25 protein-coding genes are annotated in these 21,846 nt (G+C 72.1%); 3 read left to right on the top strand and 22 right to left on the bottom strand.

The window, feature by feature from the left end:
- Window positions 1-86 precede the first annotated feature (86 nt).
- The 11 genes from ABD230_RS07870 to ABD230_RS07820 form a co-directional block, all read right to left on the bottom strand.
- Window positions 87-374, bottom strand: coding sequence for an HU family DNA-binding protein (locus tag ABD230_RS07870; RefSeq protein ID WP_129233735.1), 288 nt, complete (start codon window positions 372-374; stop codon window positions 87-89).
- A gap of 226 nt (window positions 375-600) precedes the next feature.
- Window positions 601-807, bottom strand: a complete 207-nt coding sequence (locus ABD230_RS07865; RefSeq protein WP_344371431.1) for a cold-shock protein — start codon at window positions 805-807, stop codon at window positions 601-603.
- A gap of 120 nt (window positions 808-927) precedes the next feature.
- Window positions 928-2,034: a fatty acid desaturase family protein gene (locus ABD230_RS07860; RefSeq protein ID WP_425546218.1), complete on the bottom strand. Its 1,107-nt coding sequence runs from the start codon at window positions 2,032-2,034 to the stop codon at window positions 928-930.
- Window positions 2,035-2,204: 170 nt separating this feature from the next.
- Window positions 2,205-2,510 carry a 30S ribosomal protein S14 gene (gene rpsN / locus ABD230_RS07855; protein ID WP_344371424.1) on the bottom strand — a complete coding sequence of 102 codons (306 nt, stop codon included), beginning with the start codon at window positions 2,508-2,510 and terminating at the stop codon, window positions 2,205-2,207.
- A gap of 3 nt (window positions 2,511-2,513) precedes the next feature.
- A complete protein-coding gene (gene rpmG, locus ABD230_RS07850; RefSeq protein WP_021760158.1) occupies window positions 2,514-2,681 on the bottom strand; it encodes a 50S ribosomal protein L33 in 168 nt (55 codons plus the stop codon).
- Window positions 2,681-2,917 carry a 50S ribosomal protein L28 gene (rpmB, locus tag ABD230_RS07845; protein WP_344371420.1) on the bottom strand — a complete coding sequence of 79 codons (237 nt, stop codon included), beginning with the start codon at window positions 2,915-2,917 and terminating at the stop codon, window positions 2,681-2,683. Before rpmB ends, rpmG begins: the two co-directional genes overlap by 1 nt.
- Window positions 2,918-3,064: 147 nt before the next feature.
- The gene (locus ABD230_RS07840; RefSeq protein ID WP_344371413.1) at window positions 3,065-3,784 is read right to left on the bottom strand and encodes a hypothetical protein; all 720 of its coding nucleotides are present in this window, start codon (window positions 3,782-3,784) and stop codon (window positions 3,065-3,067) included.
- Between the two features lie 13 nt (window positions 3,785-3,797).
- A complete protein-coding gene (gene gad, locus ABD230_RS07835; protein ID WP_344371409.1) occupies window positions 3,798-5,165 on the bottom strand; it encodes a glutamate decarboxylase in 1,368 nt (455 codons plus the stop codon).
- Window positions 5,166-5,335: 170 nt separating this feature from the next.
- Entirely contained in the window at window positions 5,336-6,238 is a 903-nt protein-coding gene (locus ABD230_RS07830) for a glycine betaine ABC transporter substrate-binding protein (RefSeq protein WP_344371407.1), read from the bottom strand.
- 157 nt (window positions 6,239-6,395) lie between these two features.
- Window positions 6,396-7,367: an ABC transporter permease gene (locus ABD230_RS07825; RefSeq protein ID WP_344371405.1), complete on the bottom strand. Its 972-nt coding sequence runs from the start codon at window positions 7,365-7,367 to the stop codon at window positions 6,396-6,398.
- Window positions 7,364-8,836, bottom strand: coding sequence for a quaternary amine ABC transporter ATP-binding protein (locus tag ABD230_RS07820; RefSeq protein ID WP_344371403.1), 1,473 nt, complete (start codon window positions 8,834-8,836; stop codon window positions 7,364-7,366). The genes ABD230_RS07825 and ABD230_RS07820 overlap by 4 nt, the downstream gene beginning before the upstream one ends.
- Before the next feature lie 508 nt (window positions 8,837-9,344).
- On the opposite strand from ABD230_RS07820, the gene ABD230_RS07815 reads away from it, so the two are divergent.
- Entirely contained in the window at window positions 9,345-9,962 is a 618-nt protein-coding gene (locus ABD230_RS07815) for a DUF2202 domain-containing protein (RefSeq protein ID WP_344371401.1), read from the top strand.
- A gap of 63 nt (window positions 9,963-10,025) precedes the next feature.
- On the opposite strand, the gene ABD230_RS07810 is transcribed toward ABD230_RS07815, so the two are convergent.
- The 5 genes from ABD230_RS07810 to ABD230_RS07790 are packed head-to-tail and all read right to left on the bottom strand — an operon-like array spanning window position 10,026 to window position 14,027.
- Window positions 10,026-10,445 (bottom strand): Fur family transcriptional regulator, encoded by a 420-nt coding sequence (locus tag ABD230_RS07810; RefSeq protein WP_344371398.1) that lies wholly within the window; start codon window positions 10,443-10,445, stop codon window positions 10,026-10,028.
- Window positions 10,442-11,284, bottom strand: a complete 843-nt coding sequence (locus tag ABD230_RS07805; RefSeq protein ID WP_344371396.1) for a metal ABC transporter permease — start codon at window positions 11,282-11,284, stop codon at window positions 10,442-10,444. Before ABD230_RS07805 ends, ABD230_RS07810 begins: the two co-directional genes overlap by 4 nt.
- On the bottom strand, window positions 11,284-12,159 hold the full coding sequence (locus ABD230_RS07800; RefSeq protein WP_344371394.1) for a metal ABC transporter permease: 876 nt from the start codon (window positions 12,157-12,159) through the stop codon (window positions 11,284-11,286). Before ABD230_RS07800 ends, ABD230_RS07805 begins: the two co-directional genes overlap by 1 nt.
- 37 nt (window positions 12,160-12,196) lie before the next feature.
- Complete coding sequence (locus ABD230_RS07795; RefSeq protein WP_344371392.1) at window positions 12,197-12,964, bottom strand: metal ABC transporter ATP-binding protein; 768 nt, start codon at window positions 12,962-12,964, stop codon at window positions 12,197-12,199.
- A gap of 4 nt (window positions 12,965-12,968) precedes the next feature.
- The gene (locus tag ABD230_RS07790) at window positions 12,969-14,027 is read right to left on the bottom strand and encodes a metal ABC transporter substrate-binding protein (protein WP_344371388.1); all 1,059 of its coding nucleotides are present in this window, start codon (window positions 14,025-14,027) and stop codon (window positions 12,969-12,971) included.
- Window positions 14,028-14,157: 130 nt separating this feature from the next.
- Here ABD230_RS07790 and ABD230_RS07785 point away from each other — a divergent pair, with 130 nt between their 5' ends.
- Window positions 14,158-14,655: a GNAT family N-acetyltransferase gene (locus ABD230_RS07785; protein ID WP_344371385.1), complete on the top strand. Its 498-nt coding sequence runs from the start codon at window positions 14,158-14,160 to the stop codon at window positions 14,653-14,655.
- A 15-nt stretch (window positions 14,656-14,670) separates the two neighbouring features.
- Here ABD230_RS07785 and ABD230_RS07780 read toward each other — a convergent pair whose 3' ends face one another.
- The 4 genes from ABD230_RS07780 to ABD230_RS07765 all read right to left on the bottom strand — a co-directional run bounded on the left by ABD230_RS07780 (window position 14,671) and on the right by ABD230_RS07765 (window position 19,366).
- A complete protein-coding gene (locus tag ABD230_RS07780; protein ID WP_344371383.1) occupies window positions 14,671-16,083 on the bottom strand; it encodes a dihydrolipoamide acetyltransferase family protein in 1,413 nt (470 codons plus the stop codon).
- 55 nt (window positions 16,084-16,138) lie between these two features.
- Window positions 16,139-17,098, bottom strand: coding sequence for an alpha-ketoacid dehydrogenase subunit beta (locus ABD230_RS07775; protein WP_425546217.1), 960 nt, complete (start codon window positions 17,096-17,098; stop codon window positions 16,139-16,141).
- A 65-nt stretch (window positions 17,099-17,163) separates the two neighbouring features.
- Window positions 17,164-18,297 (bottom strand): thiamine pyrophosphate-dependent dehydrogenase E1 component subunit alpha, encoded by a 1,134-nt coding sequence (locus ABD230_RS07770; protein ID WP_344371379.1) that lies wholly within the window; start codon window positions 18,295-18,297, stop codon window positions 17,164-17,166.
- Window positions 18,298-18,340: 43 nt separating this feature from the next.
- Window positions 18,341-19,366, bottom strand: coding sequence for a histidinol-phosphate transaminase (locus ABD230_RS07765; protein ID WP_425546216.1), 1,026 nt, complete (start codon window positions 19,364-19,366; stop codon window positions 18,341-18,343).
- Window positions 19,367-19,508: 142 nt separating this feature from the next.
- Here ABD230_RS07765 and ABD230_RS07760 point away from each other — a divergent pair, with 142 nt between their 5' ends.
- Window positions 19,509-19,889 (top strand): phage holin family protein, encoded by a 381-nt coding sequence (locus ABD230_RS07760; protein WP_344371374.1) that lies wholly within the window; start codon window positions 19,509-19,511, stop codon window positions 19,887-19,889.
- Between the two features lie 5 nt (window positions 19,890-19,894).
- On the opposite strand, the gene ABD230_RS07755 is transcribed toward ABD230_RS07760, so the two are convergent.
- Together ABD230_RS07755 and ABD230_RS07750 are read right to left on the bottom strand one after the other, a co-directional pair.
- A complete protein-coding gene (locus tag ABD230_RS07755) occupies window positions 19,895-21,409 on the bottom strand; it encodes an alpha/beta hydrolase family protein (protein WP_344371372.1) in 1,515 nt (504 codons plus the stop codon).
- Window positions 21,379-21,762 (bottom strand): hypothetical protein, encoded by a 384-nt coding sequence (locus tag ABD230_RS07750; protein WP_344371370.1) that lies wholly within the window; start codon window positions 21,760-21,762, stop codon window positions 21,379-21,381. The genes ABD230_RS07755 and ABD230_RS07750 overlap by 31 nt, the downstream gene beginning before the upstream one ends.
- Window positions 21,763-21,846 lie beyond the last annotated feature (84 nt).

Below are 21,846 nucleotides of genomic sequence, written 5' to 3'. Positions count from 1 at the left end.
TGGGAGCCCGGACACGACGAAGGGGCGCCCCGGATGGACCGGGCGCCCCTTGTCAGAGTCTCGGGTGCGTCTGGCGACGCCGCAGACTACTTCGCGGCGGCCTTGAGCTTCGAGCCCGCGGTGACCTTGACCGAGTTGCCGGCGGCGATCTGGATGGTCTCGCCGGTCTGCGGGTTGCGGCCCGTGCGGGCGGCGCGGTGGGTGCGCTCGACGGCGAGCCAGCCCGGGATGGACACCTTGGTGCCCGAGCCGACGGACTCGGCGAGGGTGTCGAAGAAGCCGTTGAGCACGGCGTCGACGGCCGTCTGGCTCTGGCCAGTCGACGCGGCGATCTTGGCAACGAGCTCCGACTTGTTGAGCGACTTGTCAGCCATTGAATGTCCTCCTCGGACCTTCGCTGTTGGTACAGCTGTCGTGTGGAAACACGGGGAACGTCACGTTCCGATCCCCCGTAGCCGTTCAGGCCGCCTCGAATGTAGCAGAGTCCCGCGGAATCACGCGGATTTCCGGGCCTTGTACGGCGGTTCGGGCGGGGGTTGACGCGGACCGCGGCACCCATCACGCGAAACGTGACGGATGCCGCGGCAGGTCGGGGTCGGACTAGCCGATCACCCGGATGTTCGCCGCCTGGAGGCCCTTCGGGCCGCGCTCGGTGTCGAACTCGACCTTCTGGTTCTCCTCCAGCGAGCGGAAGCCGCCCGACTGGATGGCGCTGAAGTGCGCGAAGACGTCGGCGCTGCCGTCGTCGGGGGCGATGAAGCCGAAGCCCTTGTCGGCGTTGAACCACTTGACGGTTCCGGTTGCCATGCTGTGTTTTCCTTCTGTGTTCATGTCACCGACGAAGATCGGCGGCGACGGCACGACCGTGGTGGCCGTGCGGGTTCGGAGGCGACATCCGCCCCCGAAGCCTGGTGCACTCTGCGAACCTCACGTGCGCCGGAATCGCTCGACCATCGGGCAGTCGAACGGGTCACGGGCCGCGAGGCCCACTCGGTTCAGGTATCGGATGACGATACCGTACGATTCGGCCATCGTGGCCTCCGTGTACGGCAATCCGAGGGTTCGGCAGTGCTCGCGGACGATCTCGCGGGCCTTCGCGAGGTGGGGCCGAGGCATCGAGGGGAACAGGTGGTGCTCGACCTGGTGGTTGAGCCCGCCGTAGAGGGCGCTCGCCCACCATCCGCCGGAGATGTTGCGAGAGGTCAGGACCTGCTTGGAGAGGAAGTCGAGCTTCGCGTCGGCGGGGACGATCGGCATCCCCTTGTGGTTCGGGGCGAACGAGGCGCCCATGTAGATGCCGAAGACGGCGAGCTGCACGCCCAGGAAGGCGAAGGCCATGCCGAGCGGGAGCATCCAGAACACGGCCGTGAGCACGACCCCGAAGCGCAGGGCGATCGACCCGATCTCGATCCAGCGCCCCTTCACGGGGCGTCGCTCGAGCAGCGCTCCGAAGGAGCGCACGTGCAGGTTCAGTCCCTCGAGGGTGAGCAGCGGGAAGAACAGCCAGCCCTGGCGACGGGTGAGGGCCGCCATGAACCCGCGCTGGCGCGCGGCATCCGACTCGATGAACGAGATCGTGTCGAACTCGATGTCGGGGTCCTTGCCGATCCGGTTCGGATTGGCGTGGTGGCGCGTGTGCTTCGTCATCCACCACGCGTAGCTGATGCCCACGAGGTTCGCGAGCGTCCGCCCGACGCGGTCGTTGGCCCGCCCGGAGGCGAAGACCGCTCGGTGCGACGCCTCGTGCGCGATGAAGGCGAACTGGGTCAGGATGATGCCGAGCGCCGCCGCGATGAGCAGCTGGTACCAGGAGTCCCCGAGCAGGATGAACCCGGCGATCGCGCCGGCCAGGGCCAGCGTGAGGCCGGTGATCATCAGCACGTAGAAGACGGGCGTGCGATTGAGCAGTCCCGATTCGCGGATGACGCGAGCCACGGCGGTGTAGCTCCCGGTGACGTCGGTCGTGGTCGTTCGGGGCTTCGTTGCCCGGAAGCCGCCGAGGCGTGGCTCCTGGGAGAGGAGGTGTGAGGAGATGCGGGTCGTCCCAGCTGGTCGTCGACTTCCCAGCCGGTTCACGCGGGCGAACGCCCACTGCAGATACCGAGAACCCTACGCCATCCCCGGTGGGAGACGACTGGGAACCCGTCGCATGCGAGAGGGGCGCCCCGGAAGACCGGGACGCCCCTCTCGGGAAGGCGCGTGGCTTACCAGCTCGACTTGGTGATGCCGGGCAGCTCGCCGCGGTGGGCCATGTCGCGGAAGCGGACACGCGAGATGCCGAACTTCGTCAGCACGCCACGGGGGCGGCCGTCGATGGCGTCACGCGAACGCAGGCGGACCGGCGACGCGTCGCGCGGCAGCTTCTGCAGGCCGACGCGGGCGGCCTCGCGGCTCTCGTCGGTGCCGTTCGGGTCCACGAGGGCCTTCTTCAGCTCGGCGCGCTTGGCGGCGTAGCGGTCCACGACCTCCTGGCGCTGCTTGTTGCGCGCGATCTTGCTCTTCTTCGCCATGACTTAGCGCTCCTCTCGGAAGTCGACGTGCTTGCGCACCACGGGGTCGTACTTCTTGAGCACGAGACGGTCGGGGTTGTTGCGACGGTTCTTGCGGGTCACGTACGTGTACCCGGTGCCGGCCGTCGAGCGGAGCTTGATGATGGGGCGGATGTCCTGCTGCTTGGCCATCAGATCTTCTCCCCACGGGCCAGGATGTCCTTGACGACGGACTCGATGCCGCGCGCGTCGATCACCTTGATGCCCTTGGCGGACACGTTCAGGGTGACGTTACGACGCAGCGAGGGCACGTAGTAGGTCTTCTTCTGCACGTTCGGGTCGAAGCGGCGCTTCGTCCGGCGGTGCGAGTGCGAGATGTTGTGTCCGAAGCCGGGGGTGGCTCCGGTCACCTGGCACACTGCTGCCATTGGTCTTTCCTCCAATACCGAGGGGCCGGACGGCCCCTCCCAAGGTCACTTGTCTGCAGACGAGCCCTCCGCTCGCGCGGTAGATACAGGGGATTCGTCCACGGTCTGGACGGTGGAAGCGTCCAGCCAAACGGAAAGCCTAGCAGATCAGGGCATCGAGCCCGAATCCGTGCCGGGCGGCGCAGCGGGTTCCGCGTCGACCCTCGTCGGCCCGGACCGCGTCGGCTCGCCGCGGTCGACCCAGCGCCGCGACATGACGGCCGCGAGCAGGAAGCACAGGGCGCCGAGCATGGTCCCGAGGTTCGCCCAGAGGAGGCTCAGGAGCGTGCCCGTCTCGGGGAGCACGTAGGCGCCGATCGCCGACGCCCCGAAGAAGATCGAGCCGAGCATGCCGAGCCACGTCCCGTGCCAGGTTCGCGCGTCGGTGTCCCACAGCTCGCCGCGGTGCGTCGTCGCGACCATGGCGAACGCGCTGGCGGCGAGGAACGCGAGCGATCCCCACGCGTCCGGCTTCCAGCCCGCGCCGACGTAGTCGGGGTCCGCGATCGCCGCGAGGAGGGCGAGCGTGGTGCTCAGGTTGAAGAGCAGCGTCCCGATGAACTGCACGGCCGCCGCCCACCAGTCCCACCAGTCGGCACGGTTCGTGACCCGCCGTCGCGGCAGGTGCCGGCCGCTCAGGCTGAGCTGCACGAACGCGGCGAGGGTGAAGAACACCGACCCGACGACGAAGGTGATGTTCACCCCCACCGGCCCGAGCCACTCGGCGTAGAACGGGAACGCCGCCACGAGGAAGCACAGCGACCCGATCGCGAAGCCCCATGCCTCGCGACGCAGCCGACGCACCCGGCCGACGCGCCCCCGGCTCACGCGCCCGCCGCCATCAGTGGTGGAACGTCTGGACGAGGCCCTCGTGCGGCATCGGCGCGTCGAGGCCGTCGAGGAACTCGGTCTCCTCGCGGATGTCGCGCAGCAGGTCCTCGGCGAGGTCGTGACTCAGCCCGTTGCGGCACACGATGCGCATGACGGTCTGGTCGGACTGGTCGCCCGAGAGCGGGTAGGCCGGCACGAGCCATCCCTTGATCCGGAGCCGTTCGGCCAGGTGGTAGAGCGTCCACTTGTCCGTGTACCCGGGCACCTGGCGCCAGGCGAAGACGGGGATGTCGGTGCCGTCGGTCAGCAGCTCGTACGCATCGAGCTTGCCGATCTCCCCCGAGAGGAACACGGCGACGTCCTGCGACGCCTGCTGGATCGCGGTGTACCCGACCCGGCCGAGCCGCACGAACCGGTAGTACTGCAGGAGCACCTGTGCGCCGGGGCGGGAGAAGTTGATGGCGAACGTCGGCATCGAGCCGCCGAGGTAGCTCACCCGGAACACCAGGTCCTCGGGGAGCGCGGCCGCCGAACGCCAGACGACCCAGCCCACGCCCGGGTAGACCAGGCCGTACTTGTGGCCCGAGGTGTTGATCGACTGCACCCGCTCGACCCGGAAGTCCCAGTCGAGGTCGGGCTGCAGGAACGGCGCGATCATCGCGCCGGAGGCCCCGTCGACGTGGATGGGGATGTCGAGGCCGGTCGCCGCCTGGATCTCGTCGAGCTTCGCCGCGACCTTCGCCACGGGCTCGTAGGAGCCCGTGTAGGTGACGCCCATGATCACGACGACGCCGATCGTGTTCTCGTCGACCACGTCCTCGAGGCCGTTGCCGTCCATCAGCGGGTGCTCGTCGCTGGTGGGGATGAAGCGCATCTCGATGTCGAAGAAGTTGCAGAACTTCTCCCAGCAGACCTGCACGGCGCTCGACATGATGAGGTTCGGGGTCTCGGTCGACTTCCCGGCCGCCCGCCGGGCGTGCTGCCAGCGACGCTTCAACGCCAGTCCGCCGAGCATGCAGGCCTCGCTCGACCCGATGGTCGACGTGCCGATCGCGTCGTCCGGGTCGGGTGCGTTCCACAGGTCGGCGAGGATCCGCCAGCAGTGCTCCTCGATCGCCGCGGTCGCCGGGTACTCGTCCTTGTCGATCATGTTCTTGTCGAACGCGTCGTGGTACAGCCGGTCCCCGTGCTCGTCCATCCACGTCGTCACGAAGGTCGCGAGGTTCAGGCGCGCATTGCCGTCGAGCATCGACTCGTCGTGGATGATGCGGTACGCGGTCTCGGGGAGCATCGGCAGCTCCGGTATCCGCGTGTAGCGCGCGGTGGTCGCCTCCCCCGCCCGTGTGAACGTCGGCTGGAGCTCGTCGTCGTGGCGCATGGTTCCCCCTCCATCGCGTCGGCCGCCGGCGGCCGCACCGATGCGGACGTTAGTCCCCGGTCGACGGCGCCTCAAGAGTCCGACGGACGACGAAGCGGATGCCGCGGGCACGACCTGTGCCCGCGGCATCCGCTCTTCGCCTCATCGCGCCGTCACGGCGCGGCGCGGCGTCAGGAGGTCAGGGAGTCGACGTACTCCTGGTTGTCGGCGATCCACTGCTCGACGATGGGGCCGTAGTCGTCCGAGTCGTTCTCGTTGAACATGGCGTTCTCGAGCGAGTAGAGCAGTTCGCTGTCCATCTCGAAGCCCTCGAGCCAGCCGGAGAGCGTCGGGAAGTTCTCCTCGAAGCTCTTGCCGCCGAACGAGTGGATGCCCTCGGCGTCGCCGAGCATGCCCTCGGGGTCCTCGAGGTCCTTGATCGGGAACGCGTCGTACGCCCAGTGCGGACGCCACAGGGTGACGGCGATGTTCTCGTCCGCGTCGGTCGCGGCGGTCAGCTCGGCGAGCATCGCCGGCGTCGACGAGGTCAGGTAGTCCATGCCGTCCAGGCCGTAGGTCGGGATGACGCTGTCGGTGGTGACGCGGTTCAGGCCCGAGCCCGGCTCGATGCCGACGAGGCGGTTGTCGAACGCGTCGGCGTTCGCGGCGAGGTCGGCGAGCGAGTCGACCGGGGCGTCCTCGTTCACGGCGATCGTGAGCTTGGCGTCCTCGTTCCAGGCGCCGAGGTCGACGAGGTCGTCGCCGTACTCGTCGATGTAGTCCTGGTGGGTGATCGGCAGCCAGGTGTCGAGGACCACGTCGTAGTCGTCGGTGGACAGGCCGGAGTAGACGGGCGCGACGTCGGCGTACTCGAGCTCGACGTCGTAGCCCTGCTCCTCGAGCACGGCCTTCCAGAGCTCGCTCGCGGCGATGCCCTCGTCCCAGCCGTTGAACACGGCGATGGTGAGGTCCTTCTGGTCGCCGTTGGCGACGGTCTCGGCCTCGGCGTCGGCGCCGCCGGCGGTGCAGCCGGTGAGCGCGAGCGCCGCGGCGCCGCCGAGGGCGAGGGTGGAGAGCAGGTGACGCTTGGTCATGTGCAGGGTGTTTCCTTTCCTCCCGTGTGCTGAGGCACGGGCGTCGGGGCTCCGCGCGAGGGTCCGCGCGGGGGTTCCCGGAGTCGGCGTCCGCCGGCTCCGGGGCATGCCGGTCACCGCCGTCGACGTGCGACGCGGCGGTGACCGGATGGTCTGGTTACTTGGAGCCGACGGGCGACTTCGCGGCCGAGTGCTTCAGCGCCAGGCCGGAGTCGTCGGTCTCGGCGAGGGCGGTCGCCTTCGAGGCATCCGTGATCGTGCCATCCGAGGCATCCGAACGGCGCAGTCGCGGGAGCACCCGCCGGCGGCCGGAGCCGAACGCGCCGGTGATCCGGTCGAGCACGATCGCGAGGATCACGACCGACAGGCCCGCCTCGAAGCCGAGGCCCACGTCGATGCGCGTGAGCGACTGCACGACCTGGCCGCCCAGGCCGCCCGCGCCGACCATGCCGGCGATGACGACCATCGAGAGCGAGAGCATGATGACCTGGTTGACGCCGGCCATGATGCTCGGCATCGCGAGCGGGAGCTGGATCTGCCGCAGGATGCGCCACGGCGACGACCCGAAGGCCTGGCCCGCCTCGACGACCTCGCGGTCGACGCCGCGGATGCCGAGCTCGGTGAGGCGCACGCCCGGGGCCATCGCGAACACGATCGTCGCGACGATGCCCGGCACCACGCCGACCCGGAACAGGATGAGCGCGGGGATCAGGTAGACGAACGCCGGCATCGTCTGCATGAAGTCGAGGATCGGCCGGATGATGCGGCTCGCGACGTCGTTGCGGGCGGCGAGGATGCCGAGCGGGATCGCGATCACGACCGCGATGGCACTCGAGACGAGCACGAGCGCGAGCGTGTCCATCGCGTTGTCCCACTGGTCGACGCCGACGATCACGAGCATCCCGAGGAGCGTGCCGACGGCGAGCTTCCAGCCCCTGGCGAGCCAGGCGACGGCGGCGATCACGAGGATCACGGCCCAGAACGGCGGCGTCGACAGCACGAGGTCGACGAGGTCGTAGAAGCCGGCGAAGACGGCGCGGATGACGGCGAAGAGGCCGTCGAGCGCATCGGTGAGGACGTCGATGGCGCCCTCGACGACGTCGCCGAGCGGAAGGCGGAACTCGTTCATGCGCGGCTCCCTTCGATCGGGGCGGCGCCGTCGTCGGCGAGCGCCTCCTCGAGGCCCGGCGCGGGCTCGGCCTCGGCCGGCTCCGTCGAGCGCAGCGTCTCGGTGATCACGTCGACCGGGACGGTCGCCGGCGGGGTGAGCGCCGGGAGCTCGCCGGTGGTCGCCGGCACGTTGCCGAGTGCGGCGAGCAGGGTGACGCGCGGCACGGCGCCGAGCAGGCGGCTCCGGTCGTCGACCACCGCGAGCGGCAGCTCGTGCTCGACGGCGCTCCCGAGGAGGTCCGACAGGGCCACGTCGGGGCCGACGGTCGCGACCTCGTCGCGGATGGCGGGCTCGAGCGAGCGCTCCCCGCGCTGCACGAGGCGCAGCACCTCACGGTCGTGCGCGACGCCGAGCAGGCGCCGGCCGGGGGCGACGACGAACACGGTCGAGGTCTGCAGGTCGCGCATGGTGCGCAACGCGGCGCGGGGACCGGCCGACGACGACACGATGGCGCGCGGCGCCTCCATGACGTTGCCGGCGGTGAGCACCCGGGCGCGGTCGACGTCCTGGACGAACTGCGCGACGTAGTCGTCGGCGGGGTCGGTGAGGATCTCCTCGGCCGTGCCGAGCTGGACGATCCGGCCGTCGCGCATGACCGCGATGCGGTCGCCGAGGAACATCGCCTCGTTGAGGTCGTGCGTGATGAAGACGATGGTCTTGCCGAGCTCCTGCTGCAGCTCGACGAGCTGCTCCTGCATCTCGCGGCGGATGAGCGGATCGAGGGCCGAGAACGCCTCGTCCATGAGCAGGATGTCGGTGTCCGCGGCGAGCGCGCGGGCGAGGCCGACGCGCTGCTGCATGCCGCCGGAGAGCTCGTCGGGCATCTTGTCGCCCCAGCCGCCGAGCCCGACGCGCTCGAGCACGCGGCCGGCGCGTTCGCGGCGCTCGTCGGCCGGAACGCCCTGGATCTCCAGGCCGTAGGCGGCGTTGTCGAGCACCGTGCGGTGCGGCAGCAGCGCGAAGTGCTGGAACACCATCGAGACGTGGTCGCGGCGGATGGCGCGCAGGCGCTTGGGCGAGACGCCGGTGATGGGCTCCCCCATGACCTCGACCGAGCCGGCGGTGGGCTCGAGCAGGCCGTTGAGCATGCGGATCAGCGTCGACTTGCCGGAGCCGGACAGGCCCATGACGACGAAGATCTCGCCGCGGCGGACGTCGAACTCGGCATCGACGACGGCCGCGGTCCCGAGGTGGGCGATGTCGTCGCGCGTGGCGCCGGCGGCGAGCCGCTGGAGCGCCTCGGCGGGACGACGGCCGAAGAAGCGGGTCAGGCCGCGGACCTCGAGTGCGCGGGCGGCGCGCCGCGCGGCCTCGGCGGCGCGCTCGTCGGCGCGGTCTGCGCCGGCCGGCTCCGGCGCGGGGCCGGGCGGCGCTGCGGCGTCGCGGGTCGCGGCGCCGCCGGTGGTGGTGACGGACGTTTCGAGCATGTGTGAAGGCACTCCGAGGCGCGCTCGCAGTCCGGCCATGGTGCGGTGCGGCCGGCAGGCGGGAGCGTGCTCGTAGGTCACGGCCGGGTTCCTGCGATCCGGGAGACGGGCTCGAGCCGCGGTGGTGCTGTGCCACTGGGCGAGCGCCGAATCCAGCGCATCCGGCCATCCGGGCCGGATACCACGCAAGGAACCGTACGACCCCTGAGGAACGGCGGAACAGGCCGTTGCGACCGAGGGCGCGGACTGGGCGGTCTGGTCCACACGGACCGTCGTCCACCGTATCCACGTCGGCGGCGGAATGTCGAATCGAGATCACGGAAACGTCCATGATCGGGTGTTTCGCATTCCGGGTGGACCTGCGCGCCGGAGCGCTCCCGGGCTGCACGACCCGTGGGACCTCCGTCCCGATAATACCCATGGGGTATTTATACGATGGTCTCGTGGCCCGGATCCGGGCCGTCGGCGCCGCGGATCGACCGCGGGCCGTGACGAGGAAGGCATCCCCATGCGCACCCGCATCACCCCCGTCGTCGGCGCCGTCGCCGCGTTGCTCCTCGTCGGAGTCGGATCGACCCTGACGGCCTGCACGTCGGCCCCCGACGCCCCGGCCGCCGGGCCTGCGACCGTGGCGACGGTTCCGGCCGAGCCCGACGGCGGGAACGCGGGCGCCGAGTCGGAGGACGGCACGGCCACCGCGCCGGAGTACGACACCGCGGCCGCGCTCGCCTACCTCATCGAGGAGGAGAAGCTCGCCCACGACGTGTACGTGACGCTCGGCGACCTCTGGGGCGCGAACGTCTTCACGAACATCACCGCGAGCGAGACCACGCACCAGGAGCTGGTCCGCCCCCTCCTCGACGCTCGCGGCATCGACGACCCGCGGTCGGACGAGGTCGGCGTGTTCACCGACCCCGAGCTCCAGGCGCTGTACGACGAGCTCGTGGCGCGCGGGTCGACCAGCCTCGACGAGGCCATCCAGGTCGGCATCGCGATCGAGCAGAAGGACCTCGACGACCTCGGCGCGGCCATCGCCGCAGAGGACGAGGCGGACGTGGTGAGCGTGCTGGAGCGCCTGTACGCTGGCTCCGAGAACCACCTGGCGTCGTTCGAGCGGCTCGCCTGACCGCCATCCGCCCCGACCCGGAGTCCTGGCTGCGCGCCCGCCGCAGGGCCCGCGGACCGTCGCTCAGGCGGACGCGGACTCGGCGGACGCCGGCTCCGCGGCCTGGCGCGAGCAGTCCGCGCACAACCCGAACACGTCGACGACGTGGGCGGCGGAGGTGAACCCGTGCTCGCCGGCCACGCGCTGCGCCCACGCCTCGACCTCGTCGGCCGCGATCTCGACCGTGAGGCCGCAGTTGCGGCAGATCAGGTGATGGTGGTGGCCCGTGCTGCACGCGCGGTAGATGGCCTCGCCCTCGGGCGACTGCAGGCAGTCGGCGTCGCCGCTGGCGGCCAGGTCGCCGAGCGCGCGGTACACGGTGGCGAGGCCGATCGGCGAGCCGCTCGCGTGCAGCGCCGAGTGCAGCGCCTGGGCGCTGATGAAGCCCTCGGTGCCGTCGAGCGCGTCGCGCACCGCCTCGCGCTGCCAGGTGTTCCGTTTCATGCGATCCGTGCGTCCTCCGCGGTCTCCACCGGAATGGGAGCCCGCCTCGAGGGTAGCCGTCGCAGCTGGGAGCCGAGGAGCGCGACGAGCAGGAACGCGGCCGCCGCGAGCGCGATGGCCGGCCCCGCGGCGACGGCGGCGACCCGGGAGACGAGCACGCCGATCACGCCCGCGGCGGCGCCGATCACCGGCGCCGCGAGCAGCACGCCGCGGTAGGTGGGCACGACCGCGCGCGCCGCCGCCGCCGGTGCCGCGATCAGGGCGATCGCGAGGATCGCGCCGACCGCGGGGAGCGAACTGACGACGGATGCCGCCGTGAGCCCGAGCACGAGCAGCTCGACGGGCCACTCCCGGAACCCCGCGGCGCGGAACCCGCCGGGGTCGAACGTCGAGAACGCGATACGCGGCCCGAAGGCGGCCACGATCGCGACCGAGGCCACGAGGACGACCGCCGCGAGCGCGATGTCCGCGTCGCTCACGGTCAGGATCGACCCGACGAGCAGCGACTCCGGTCGCACCGGCAGGCCCGGGATCATCGCCTGCAGGATGGCGCCGGCCGCGAACCCGGCCGTCAGCACGATGCCCGCCGCCACCTGCGCACCCTGGCGGCGCACCCGCGCGATGGCCGCCATCACCGCGACGATCGCGACGGATGCCACGGCCGCGCCGAGCGGCACGCTGACGCCGAGTGCGGCGGCCGCCACGGCGCCGGGGTAGGTCGCGTGCGTGAGCGCCTGGGCGAAGAACGTGCGGCGACGCAGCACGACCAGCGCGCCGACGAACCCGGCACCGGCTCCGATCACGACGGCGGCGAGGAGCGCGCGCTCGAAGTACCCCATCAGCGCTCCCCCGCCGCCGCGGCTCGGGCGGCCCGGTCGCGGACGAGTCGGCCGACGAGCATCAGGGCGTAGACGGCGACGAACACCGCGACCACCGTCGCGCCGGCCGGGAGGTCGACACCGGCGCCCACCGAGGCGGCGAAGCCGAGCGCGAGGCCGAGCCAGGCGCTCACCGCACCCACGGCGACGGCGACGGGGAAGAGGCGCCAGAGGCGCTCGGACGCGAGCCGTGCGGCGGCACCCGGGACGATGAGCAGTGCGAGCACGAGCAGTGTGCCCACGGTGCTCGCGCCGGCGACGACGACGAGGGCGATGGCGCCGTTCAGCACGAGGTCCAGCACGAGTCCGCGGTCCCCGGCCGCACGGCTGCCCTGCGGGTCGAACGCGCGGAACACCTGCTGCTTCATCGTGGCGGCCACGAGGGCGGCGGCGGCGAGGGCGACCACCACGAGCGGCACGACGTCGCCCGGTGCGATCGTGAGCACCCGGCCGAACAGCAGCGCCTCGAGCTCGCCCGCGTAGTCGTCGCTCCGCGACACCACGATCACGCCGACGCTGAAGGTCGCCGTGAGCACGACGGCGACCGCCGCATCGGAGGTCACCCCGGCGCGAACGAAGAGCGTGAGCAGCACGGCGCCCGCGAGCGCGGCGATCGCGGCACCCGGGACGAGTCCCGCCGTCCCGCCGACGGCCAGGCCGATCGCGAGCCCCGGGAACACGGCGTGCGTCAGCCCGTCGCTCACGAACTCCAGCCCGCGCAGGTTCACCAGCACCCCGACGACGGCCGCGACGACCGAGAGCACGAGCAGCACGAGCAGCGCACGGCCCATGAACGGGAGCGCGAACGCCGCGAAGAGCGCGTCACCGGGGCTCATCGCGCGCCACTCCCCCGCGCGCATGCCGGACCCGGCATCAATGGCCCTCGTGGTCCGGGACGACCACCGTGTGCTCGTCGATCTCGACGCCGACGCCCTCGAAGCACTCCTGCACGTTCTCGAGCGTGAGCACGTCGTCGACCGGTCCGCAGCCCACCTGCGACTCGTTGATGAGCAGGACCGTGTCGCACACCTCGCGGGCGAGCTCGAGGTCGTGCGTCGAGACGAGGATCGCGACGCCCCGCGACTTGAGCGTGCGGATCGTGTCGAGCAGCGCATCGCGGTTGGCCTGGTCGAGGCCGTTGAACGGCTCGTCGAGGAGGAGCAGCGCCGGCTCCGAGGCGAGCGCGCGGGCGAGCAGGCCGCGCTGGCGCTGACCGCCCGAGAGCTCCCCGAAGCGGCGGCGGGCGCGGTCGGCGAGGCCGACCGTCTCGAGTGCGGCGCGCACCACCTGCCGGTCGTGGCGCCCGGGCCAGCGCAGGAGGCCGAGCCGCCGGTAGCGACCCTGCATCACGACCTGCTCGAGGCTGATCGGGAAGTCGGGATCGAGCTCGGCCGACTGCGGCAGGAACCCGACCATTCCGTCGGGAGCATGCGATGCGCCTGCAACGCGGAGCTCGCCGTCGACCAGCGGGACGAGGCCGAGGATGCCGCGCAGCAGCGTCGACTTGCCGGCGCCGTTCGGTCCGATGACCGCGACCGCCTCGCCCGGTCGCACCGAGAGCCGAAGCTCGGTGACGCCCGCGCCGCCAGGGTGGCGGAACGCGGCGCCCTTCAGGACCAGCACGGGTCCGACGTCGCTCATGCGGTCATCCTCCCAGTCCCGCCGGGAGCGGGGAAGGCTCGACGCCCCACGACTCGAGGATGAGCCGGACGTTGTGCACCTGGCTGCCCACGTAGGTGTCGCCGTCGGTGCCGGGCTGCCCGAGCGAGTCGCCGTAGAGCGCGTCCTCGCCCGAGTACACGGCGACGCCCGCCTCCTCGGCGATCGTCTGCGCCGCCTTCGGCGAGATGGAGGCCTCCGAGAACACGGCGCGCACCCCGGTCTCGCGGATCTTCGCGACGAGGTCGTCGATCTCGGCGGCGCTCGGTTCGGCGTTGTCGTCGAAGCTCGGGATCACGCTCCCGACGAACGTGAGGTCGTACGCGTGGACGAAGTACGTGAACGCGTCGTGGTTCGTCACGAGAAGCCGGTCCGCGACCGGCACCTGCGCCACGTTCTCGGAGATCCAGGCGTCGAGGGCGTCGAGCTCCGCCGTGTACGACGCGGCGTTCGCCTCGACGGCCCCGGCGTCGATGCCGGGCACCTCGGCGAGCCCGTCGGCGATCGTCTGCACCATCCGCTCGGCGAGGACCGGGTCGGTCCACACGTGCGGGTTCCCATCGGCGTGGTCGTGGTCCGCGGCGTCGCCCTCCGCCGCGTGCTCGTCGTCGGCGATCGCCCCGTCGGCGTGGTCGTGGTCGTGGTCGTCGTCGGTGGCCTCGAGCTCGATGCCCGTGCTCGCGTCGATCAGCACGCCGTCGAACCCGGACGCCTCGACCGCATCGTCGATCCAGGATTCGAGCCCGGCCCCGTTCACGACGAGCGCGTCGGCGTTCGCCAGTGCGAGCAGCTGGGCGGCCGACGGGTCGAACGAGTGCGCGCTCTGCCCGGGCTCGAGCAGGCCGGTGACCGAGGCCGACTCCCCCGCGACCTCGCGGGCGAAGTCGGCGACCTGGGTGGTGGTCGCGACGACGGAGATGCCGTCCGCGCCGGTCCCCGCGCCGGACGTCGCGCCGGGCGTCGCGCACCCCGCGAGCAGGGCGACGGATGCCGCGGAGACGGCGATCGCGGACAGGCGGAGACGTCGGGTCGGGGCGCTGGGCATGTGGGAATCCAATCACTATTGATAATGATTGTCAAAACCATCTGGGCGGATCGTCCGGCCTTCGGCGGGAACATGACGGTTTGTGGAGAGGGGGTGTCGTTCGTCGGTCGTCCATGCGAGAGTGTCAGCCGTGGAAACCGCCACGAGACCCATCGCCCTGCACCCCTTCACCGTCGCCGACGCCGAACGCCTCCTCGAGGGCCGCGTCGATCCCCTCGACGGCTGGGAGGGCGGGTACTCGTTCACCGACGAGCCGGAGCTGCTCGCCGAGTACCTGCGCACGGTGCAGCGCGACGGCGACCCGGCCCCGTTCGGGCCGTACCTCGTGCGCCGGCACGCCGACGGCCCGGGGGAGGGCGCGGCCATCGGCGGCGTCAACCTCTTCGGTCCGCCCGACGAGCGCGGCGCGGTCGAGTTCGCCTTCGGCCTCGTGCCCGCCGCACGCGGCGAGGGCCTCGCGCACCACGTCGTCGACGCCGCCCTCGTCGTCCTGCGGGACGCCGGAGCGGCGGTCGCCCGTGCGGAGTGCGACATCGCGAACCTGCCCGCCCGACGGGTCCTCGAGGAGGCGGGGCTCGTCGAGGTCGGCCGCGTCGACGGCCAAGTGCTCCTCGAGACCCGGCTCTGACGGTCGCGGCGCGCCTCAGTCGAGCAGGAGCGCCGGCTCCTCGATGATGGCCGCCACGTCGGCGAGGAAGCGGCTCGCGACGTCGCCGTCGACGACGCGGTGGTCGAACGACCCGCCGATCGTCGTGACGTAGCGCGGACGCACCTCGCCGTCCACGACCCACGGCTTCTGCCGGATCGTCCCGAGCGCGACGATCGCGACCTCGCCCGTGTTCAGGATCGGCGTGCCGGTGTCCATGCCGAACACGCCGATATTGGTGATGGTGATCGTGCCGCCCTGCATCTCGGCCGGCTGCGTCTTGCCCTCGCGGGCCGTGAGCGTCAGCTGCTCGAGCGCGGTGGCCAGCTCGACCATCGACATCGACTGCGCCTCCTTCACGTTCGGCACGATGAGGCCGCGCGGCGTCGCCGCGGCCACGCCGAGGTTCACGTAGTGCTTGACGATGATCTCCTCGTCGGTCCACTGCGCGTTCACCGTCGGGTTGCGACGAGCCGCCCAGATCATGGCCTTCGCCATGATGAGCAGCGGCGACACCTTGACGCCCGCGAAGTCCGGCGAGGCCTTCAGCCGCTTGACGAACTCCATCGTGCGGGTCGCATCCACGTCGACGAAGACCGATACATGCGGTGCGGAGTATGCGCTCTGCACCATGGTCTGCGCGATCGCCTTGCGCACGCCCTTGACCGGGATGCGCGTCTCGCGATCGGTCGGCAGCTCGGGCGTCTGGATGTTGCGGAAGACGCTCGCCTGGCTCGCCTCGCGGATCACGTCGTCGCGTGTGATGTCGCCGATCGGCCCGGTCGGCGTGACCCGCGACAGGTCGACGCCGAGGTCCTTCGCCAGCTTGCGGATCGGCGGCTTCGCGATCACGGGCACGCCGTCGTCCGTGCGCTCGGGCTGGCGCTTCGCCTCGGCGGCCACGGCAGGGGCCTCCGAGGGCGCGGCCGCCATCGGGGCCGCCGGTGCCGGCGGCGCGGGGGGCGGAGGCGGGGGAGCGAGGTGCTCGTGCGCGCCGCCCGGCGCGGGATGCCGCTGCCGGCGGCTGCGCGCCGGACCGCTGCTGCCGTGGCCGACCAGCACGGCGCCGCCGCCCTCCCCGTCGGAACCGGGCGCGGGCGCAGCGGCCTGCGGGGCCGGCTCGGCGGCGGTCGTCGGAGCCGATCCGTCGGAGGACATGCCGCTCGCGGCATCCGTCTGGATCACGAGGATCGGGGTGCCGACGTCGACGGTCCGTCCCTCGTCCACCAGGAGCTCGGTGACGGTGCCCTCGTACGCGCTCGGCAGCTCCACCAGCGACTTCGCCGTCTCGATCTCGACGAAGACCTGGTCGAGCACCACGTGATCGCCGGGCGACACGCGCCACTGCACGATCTCGGCCTCGGTGAGGCCCTCGCCCACGTCGGGCAGGGGGAACCGGATCTCGCTCATCGTGCTCCTCGGAATCGGATCGGACGGTGGTCCCGGGCCCTGGCGGCCCGGAGGATCAGTAGGACAGCGAACGGTCCACGGCCTCGAGCACGCGGTCCGCGCTCGGGAGGTACTCGGTCTCGAGCGCTGCGGGCGGGAACGGCGTGTCGAACGCGGACACGCGCAGCACCGGCGCCTCGAGCGAGTAGAACGCGCGCTCGGCGACCGTCGCCGCGATCTCCGAGCCGACGCTCACGAATCCGTACGCCTCCTGCGCGACGACGAGCCGACCGGTGCGCTGCACCGAGTCGACGATCGGTCCGAAGTCGATGGGGGAGAGGGAGCGGAGGTCGACGACCTCGAGGCCGCGGCCCTCCTCGGCCGCGATGTCCGCCGCCTGCAGCAGCGTCGCGACCATGGCTCCGTGGCCGACGACCGTGACGTCGTCGCCGCGCCGGACGACACGGCTCGCGTGGAGCGGGAGGCCGGCGTGGTCGTGGTCGACCGGACCCTTGGGCCAGTACCGGCTCTTCGGCTCGAAGAACAGGACGGGGTCGTCGGAGGCGATCGCCTCCTGGATCATCCAGTACGCGTCGTGCGGCGTCGAGGGACTCACCACGCGCAGGCCCGGCGTGTGCGCGAAGTACGCCTCCGGGCTCTCCTGGTGGTGCTCGATCGAGCCGATGTGCCCGCCGTACGGCACGCGGATCACGACCGGCATCGGCGTCGTCCCCTCGTGGCGCAGGTTCATGCGCGCCAGCTGGGTCGTGATCTGGTCGAACGCGGGGAAGATGAAGCCGTCGAACTGGATCTCGAGCACCGGCCGGTAGCCGCGCATCGCCATGCCGATCGCAGTGCCGACGATGCCCGACTCGGCCAGCGGCGAGTCGAGGACCCGGCGGTCGCCGAACTCGGCCAGCAGGCCCTCGGTCACGCGGAACACGCCGCCGAGCGCGCCGATGTCCTCGCCCATGAGCAGGACCTTGGGGTCCGCGCGCATCGCGTCGCGGAGGCCGGCGTTGATGGCCTTCGCCATGGACAGCGTGTGCACGCCGCGCAGCTCGCCCTGCTCGGCCGGAGCGCCGGCGACCGTCTCGACCGTCATGCCTGGCCTCCCTCGAACGAGTTCTCGTACTCCTCGAGCCAGGCGGCCTGCGCCTCCATGAGCGGGTGCGGCTCGTGGTACACGTGCTCGAAGATCGTGTTCCGCGTCGGAGCGGTAATCTCCAGCGCCCTCGCCCGGACGTCGGCGGCGGTGTCGGCCGCCTCCTCGTCGACGCCCGTGAAGAACGCCCCCGAGGCGCCGCGGCCCTCGAGCCACGTGCGGAAGCGCGGGATCGGGTCCCGTGCGGTCCAGTACTCCACCTCGTCGTCGGTGCGGTACTTCGTCGGGTCGTCGGCGGTGGTGTGGGCACCGAGCCGGTACGTGACCGCCTCGATGAGCGACGGGCCGTCGCCGGCGCGGGCCTCCTCGAGCGCCTGACGGGTCACCGCGTAGCTCGCGAGCACGTCGTTGCCGTCGATGCGGATGCCCGGCATGCCGAAGCCGCCGCCGCGGAGCGAGAGCGGGCTGCGCGACTGCCGGGAGACCGGCACCGAGATCGCCCACTGGTTGTTCTGCACGAGGAACACCTGGGGGGTCTGGTAGCTGGACGCGAAGACGAGCGCCTCGTTCGCGTCGCCCTGCGAGGTCGAGCCGTCGCCGTAGTAGACGAGCACCGCGGCATCCGCCTCGGGGTCTCCGGTGGCGGTGGCGCCGTCGAACTGGAGGCCCATGGCGTAGCCGGTCGCGTGCAGCGTCTGCGACGCCAGCACGAGCGTGTACAGGTGGAAGTTGCCGTTCTCCTCGGGGTTCCAGCCGCCGAGGGTGACACCCTTGAGCAGGCGGATGATCGCGACCGGGTCGAGGCCGCGGATCATGCCGACGACGTGCTCGCGGTACGAGGGGAAGATGTGGTCCTGCGGGCGCGTGGCGCGCGCGGAGCCCACCTGTGCGGCTTCCTGGCCCGAACTCGGCACCCAGAGTGCGAGCTGGCCCTGCCGCTGCAGGTTGGCGCCGGCGACGTCGATGCGGCGCGAGACGACCATGTCGCGGTAGAACTGCTCGAGCACGGCGTCCGGCAGGGCCTCGACGATCGGCAGGTAGGCCTCGGCCTCGGGGCTCGGCCGAAGCTCGCCCTCGGGCGTCAGGAGCTGGACCGTCGGAGCGGTGAAGTCGCGTGAGGGGGCTGCCACCGTTCCACGGTACCCGCTCGGTGTGGGCCCATTCTTGTGGAGGTCAGACAAGACCCTCAAGAACGCTTAGGAGCACCTCCACAGACTCCTCCTCGCCGACCGAGACCCGGATGCCGTCGCCCGGGAAGGCGCGCGCGACCACTCCGGCCTCGAACAGCCGCTCGGCCACCTCGACGGTGCGGTCGCCGGTGGGCAGCCAGACGAAGTTGCCCTGCGCCGCGGGGATCTCCCAGCCCTGGGCGATGAGCGCCTCGCGGAGCGCCTCGCGACGATCGGCGAGCACGTCGACCCGACGCAGCAGCTCGGCCTCGTTGGCGTCCTCCAGGGCCGCGATCGCGCCGGCGGTCGCGACCGCGGTCACGCCCAGCGGGATGGCGGTCGAGCGGGCCGCGTCGAGGATGGGGACCGGACCGATCGCGTAGCCGACGCGCACGCCCGCGAGACCGTAGGCCTTGGAGAACGTGCGGAGCACGACGAGGTTCGGGTAGCGGCCGATCAGGGTGCTGCCGTCGACGGACGCGTCGTCGCGGACGAACTCCGCATAGGCCTCGTCGAGCAGCACGAGGCGGTCGGCCGGCACCCGCTCCATGAACCGCTCGAACTCGGCCGCCGTCACCGGCACGCCGGTCGGGTTGTTCGGGGAGCAGACGATGACGACCCGCGTGCGATCGGTGATCGCGTCGGCCATCGCGTCGAGGTCGTGGCCGTGGTCGGCGCGATTGGGCACCTGCACGCTCGTCGCACCGGCGACCGTGACGAGCCCGGGGTACGCCTCGAAGGAGCGCCAGGAGTAGACCACCTCGTCGCCCGGCGCGCAGGCGGCCAGGATGAACTGCGCGAGCAGCGAGACCGAGCCGGCGCCGACGAGCACGCCGTCGGGGGAGACCCCGTAGCGCTCGGCCAGTCGCTCGCGGAGCACGAGCGCGGTGGCGTCCGGATAGCGGTTGACCTCGAGGGCAGCGGCCGCGATCGCCTGAGCGACACCGTCGACGGGCGGCCAGGGATTCTCGTTGCTCGACAGCTTGAAGCCGTCCGCGGGGGCCGGCCGGCCCTGTCGGTACGCCGGCAGCGCGGCGATCTCGGGGCGCAGGCGGACCTGCGTGGTCGTGGGCTCCGATGCGGTCACGGCATCCACCGTACCCCTTCGCCCGGGCCGTCCCCGCCCCCGCGAATCCCTTCGCCCGCGCGGCCTCCGCTGCCATAGTGGGGGCATGCGATTCCTCCTCAAGGTCATCGTCTCGGCGTTCGCGCTGTGGCTCACGACGCTCCTCGTGTCCGGCGTCCGGGTCGTCCCCTACGAGGACACGGAGCTCGCGACGGTGCTCACGTACCTGCTCGTCGCGGCGATCTTCGGCATCGTGAACGCGACGCTCGGCACGCTCATCCGCATCGTCGCGTTCCCGTTGTACGTCCTCACCCTCGGCCTGCTGTCGTTCATCGTGAACGGCCTGCTCCTGCTCCTCGTGGACTGGATCAGCGGTCTCATGGGCTTCGGGCTCGAGGTGGACGGCTTCTGGTGGGGCGTGCTCGGCGCCCTCGTCCTCGGATTCATCAGCTGGCTGATCGGGCTGGTGGTCCGCCCGCAGGACTGACGCGGTCACGGGCCCGTGCCCGTGGGAGCCGAGACCCCCGCGGCGGACGCCGCGGGGACGCGCATCGCCCGCCAGAGCGTCGCCTCGGCCGCGCCGCCGTCCGTGAAGCCGGCGAGCGTCCGGCGGAAGTCCGCGAGCCGGGGGTCGTCGGAGGCGTCGACGAGCTCGGCCGTCGCGCGGTACTCGCGCAGCGCGTGCGCCGGCACCGGGCTGCCCGGCTGCGGGGCGATCGCGCCGACGCTGCGCTCGACGTCGATGCGACTCGCCGACGCGACGCCCGATCCGCCCGTCGCCGGCACGAGGTCCTCCGCGTGCGTCACCGAGAGCATCGGGACCTCGCCCGTGTCGACCTGGGCGGCCGGCCCGCCGAGGTTCACCGCGGCGACCACGTGGAGATCGGGGTCCGCCGCGAGGTTCGCGGCGATGATGCCCCCGCCGGAGTGGCCGACCACCACCAGTTCGTCACCCGGCCGGACTCCGGCCTGCGACATGGCATCGCGCACCGCACGCTCGCCCGCGGCCAGGTCGACCGCGAGCGGCAGCGACGAGGCTCCGGCGACGGCGTGCAGGTTCGACGTCATGTCGTAGGGCTGGGCGGCGGGTTCCAGCCCGAAGTCCTTGGTGCCGGCGGAGTAGACGATCCACCGCGGACCGTCCGGGCCCGCGTACCGCTCGATGCGGACCTGCGGCGCATCGGCACCGCCGGACGGGATGCGGTCGGCGAGGTCGCCGACGCCACGCGGCGGGGGCGCGATGCCGGCCGGGCGCCCGTCGCGTCCCGGCGCGATGTCGACGCGACGCACCTCGACGGGCGTCTCGCGCAGCGCGCGACCGCCCGAGGCCAGTCCGACGACCCCGGCCGCCGCGAGGAGCAGTCGCGCGTTCTCCGGCGCCTCGAGCGCCCCGCCGGCCACGAACAGCGCCTCCGACCCGAGGAGCCCCGCGATCACCTCGTCGGTCCCGTCGGCGGCGGCGCGCACCAGCGAGACGAAGGCGGGGTCCGACAGCATCGGGAGGCCGCGCTCGAGGACGAGGCCCTCGAGCGCGGCGTCCACCGCCGCGCGGCCGTCGACCGCGGACACCAGCTGCGAGACGAGCCACGCCGGCCCCAGCGCGATCGACGCCCCGGACGCCGCGGCGAGGGCGAACGCGGGTGCAGCGCTCCCGATGATCCCGGCGGCGATCCTCCGGCCGACGTCCGCGAGGAGCTCGGCGCGCTCGTACCCCGCGGCGGAAGCGCCGAGGTCGGTTGCGCGGCGTGCCGCCCCGCGGGCGACGGCGCCCAGCCGGTCCCTGGCGAGGGCGATCGCGGCCCGTGCGGCGTCCGGGGCGAGGGCGGGCCCGCCGCAGGGATCGACCCGGCTGCGTTCGAGCACGCCCGTGGCGCGGACGGCCCACTCGTCGACCACATGGGCGACCGCCGACAGGCGCACGGATTCGAGCCGGACGGCGTCGGTCTCGACCGACGTGGCGGCACCGGAGGTGACGGTCAGCCCGTCCACGGCGCCGTCCCCGCCCACGCCGTCCCGGCTCCCGCGGTCGACACCGCATCATGAGGTGTCGCCGCCGCGTGCCGCGCCGAGGCCTCCTCGGCCGCCAGCCGTTCGCAGGCCTCCGCCATGAGCCGCTCCGCGTCGGCCAGCTCCCGCGCGGCCTCGTCGAGCGCGGCTGCGAGGTCTCGCATCCGATCGCCGAAACGATCGGCGGCGGCATCTCGCCATCCGTCGATGCGCTCTCGGAGCAGCCCGGGCCGGGTCTCGGCGAGCTCGGCACGCAGCACCCGAAGCGCGAACACCTCGGGCAGCAGCGCCTCCCGCCTCCGGGCGGCGAGCGTGGCCGCGACCTCGAGGCCGAAGGGGTCGGTGACATCCACCGTGGCATCGTCCACCCCGGCGGCCGCCTCGCCGTCCACCCGCGGCTCGCGCGGGATCGTCCGCCGCCGCGACGCCCTGTGGAG

This window comes from Agromyces tropicus, from assembly GCF_039531345.1.
Taxonomy (GTDB): Bacteria; Actinomycetota; Actinomycetes; order Actinomycetales; family Microbacteriaceae; genus Agromyces; species Agromyces tropicus.
This window is presented reverse-complemented; position numbering and strand designations above follow the sequence as displayed.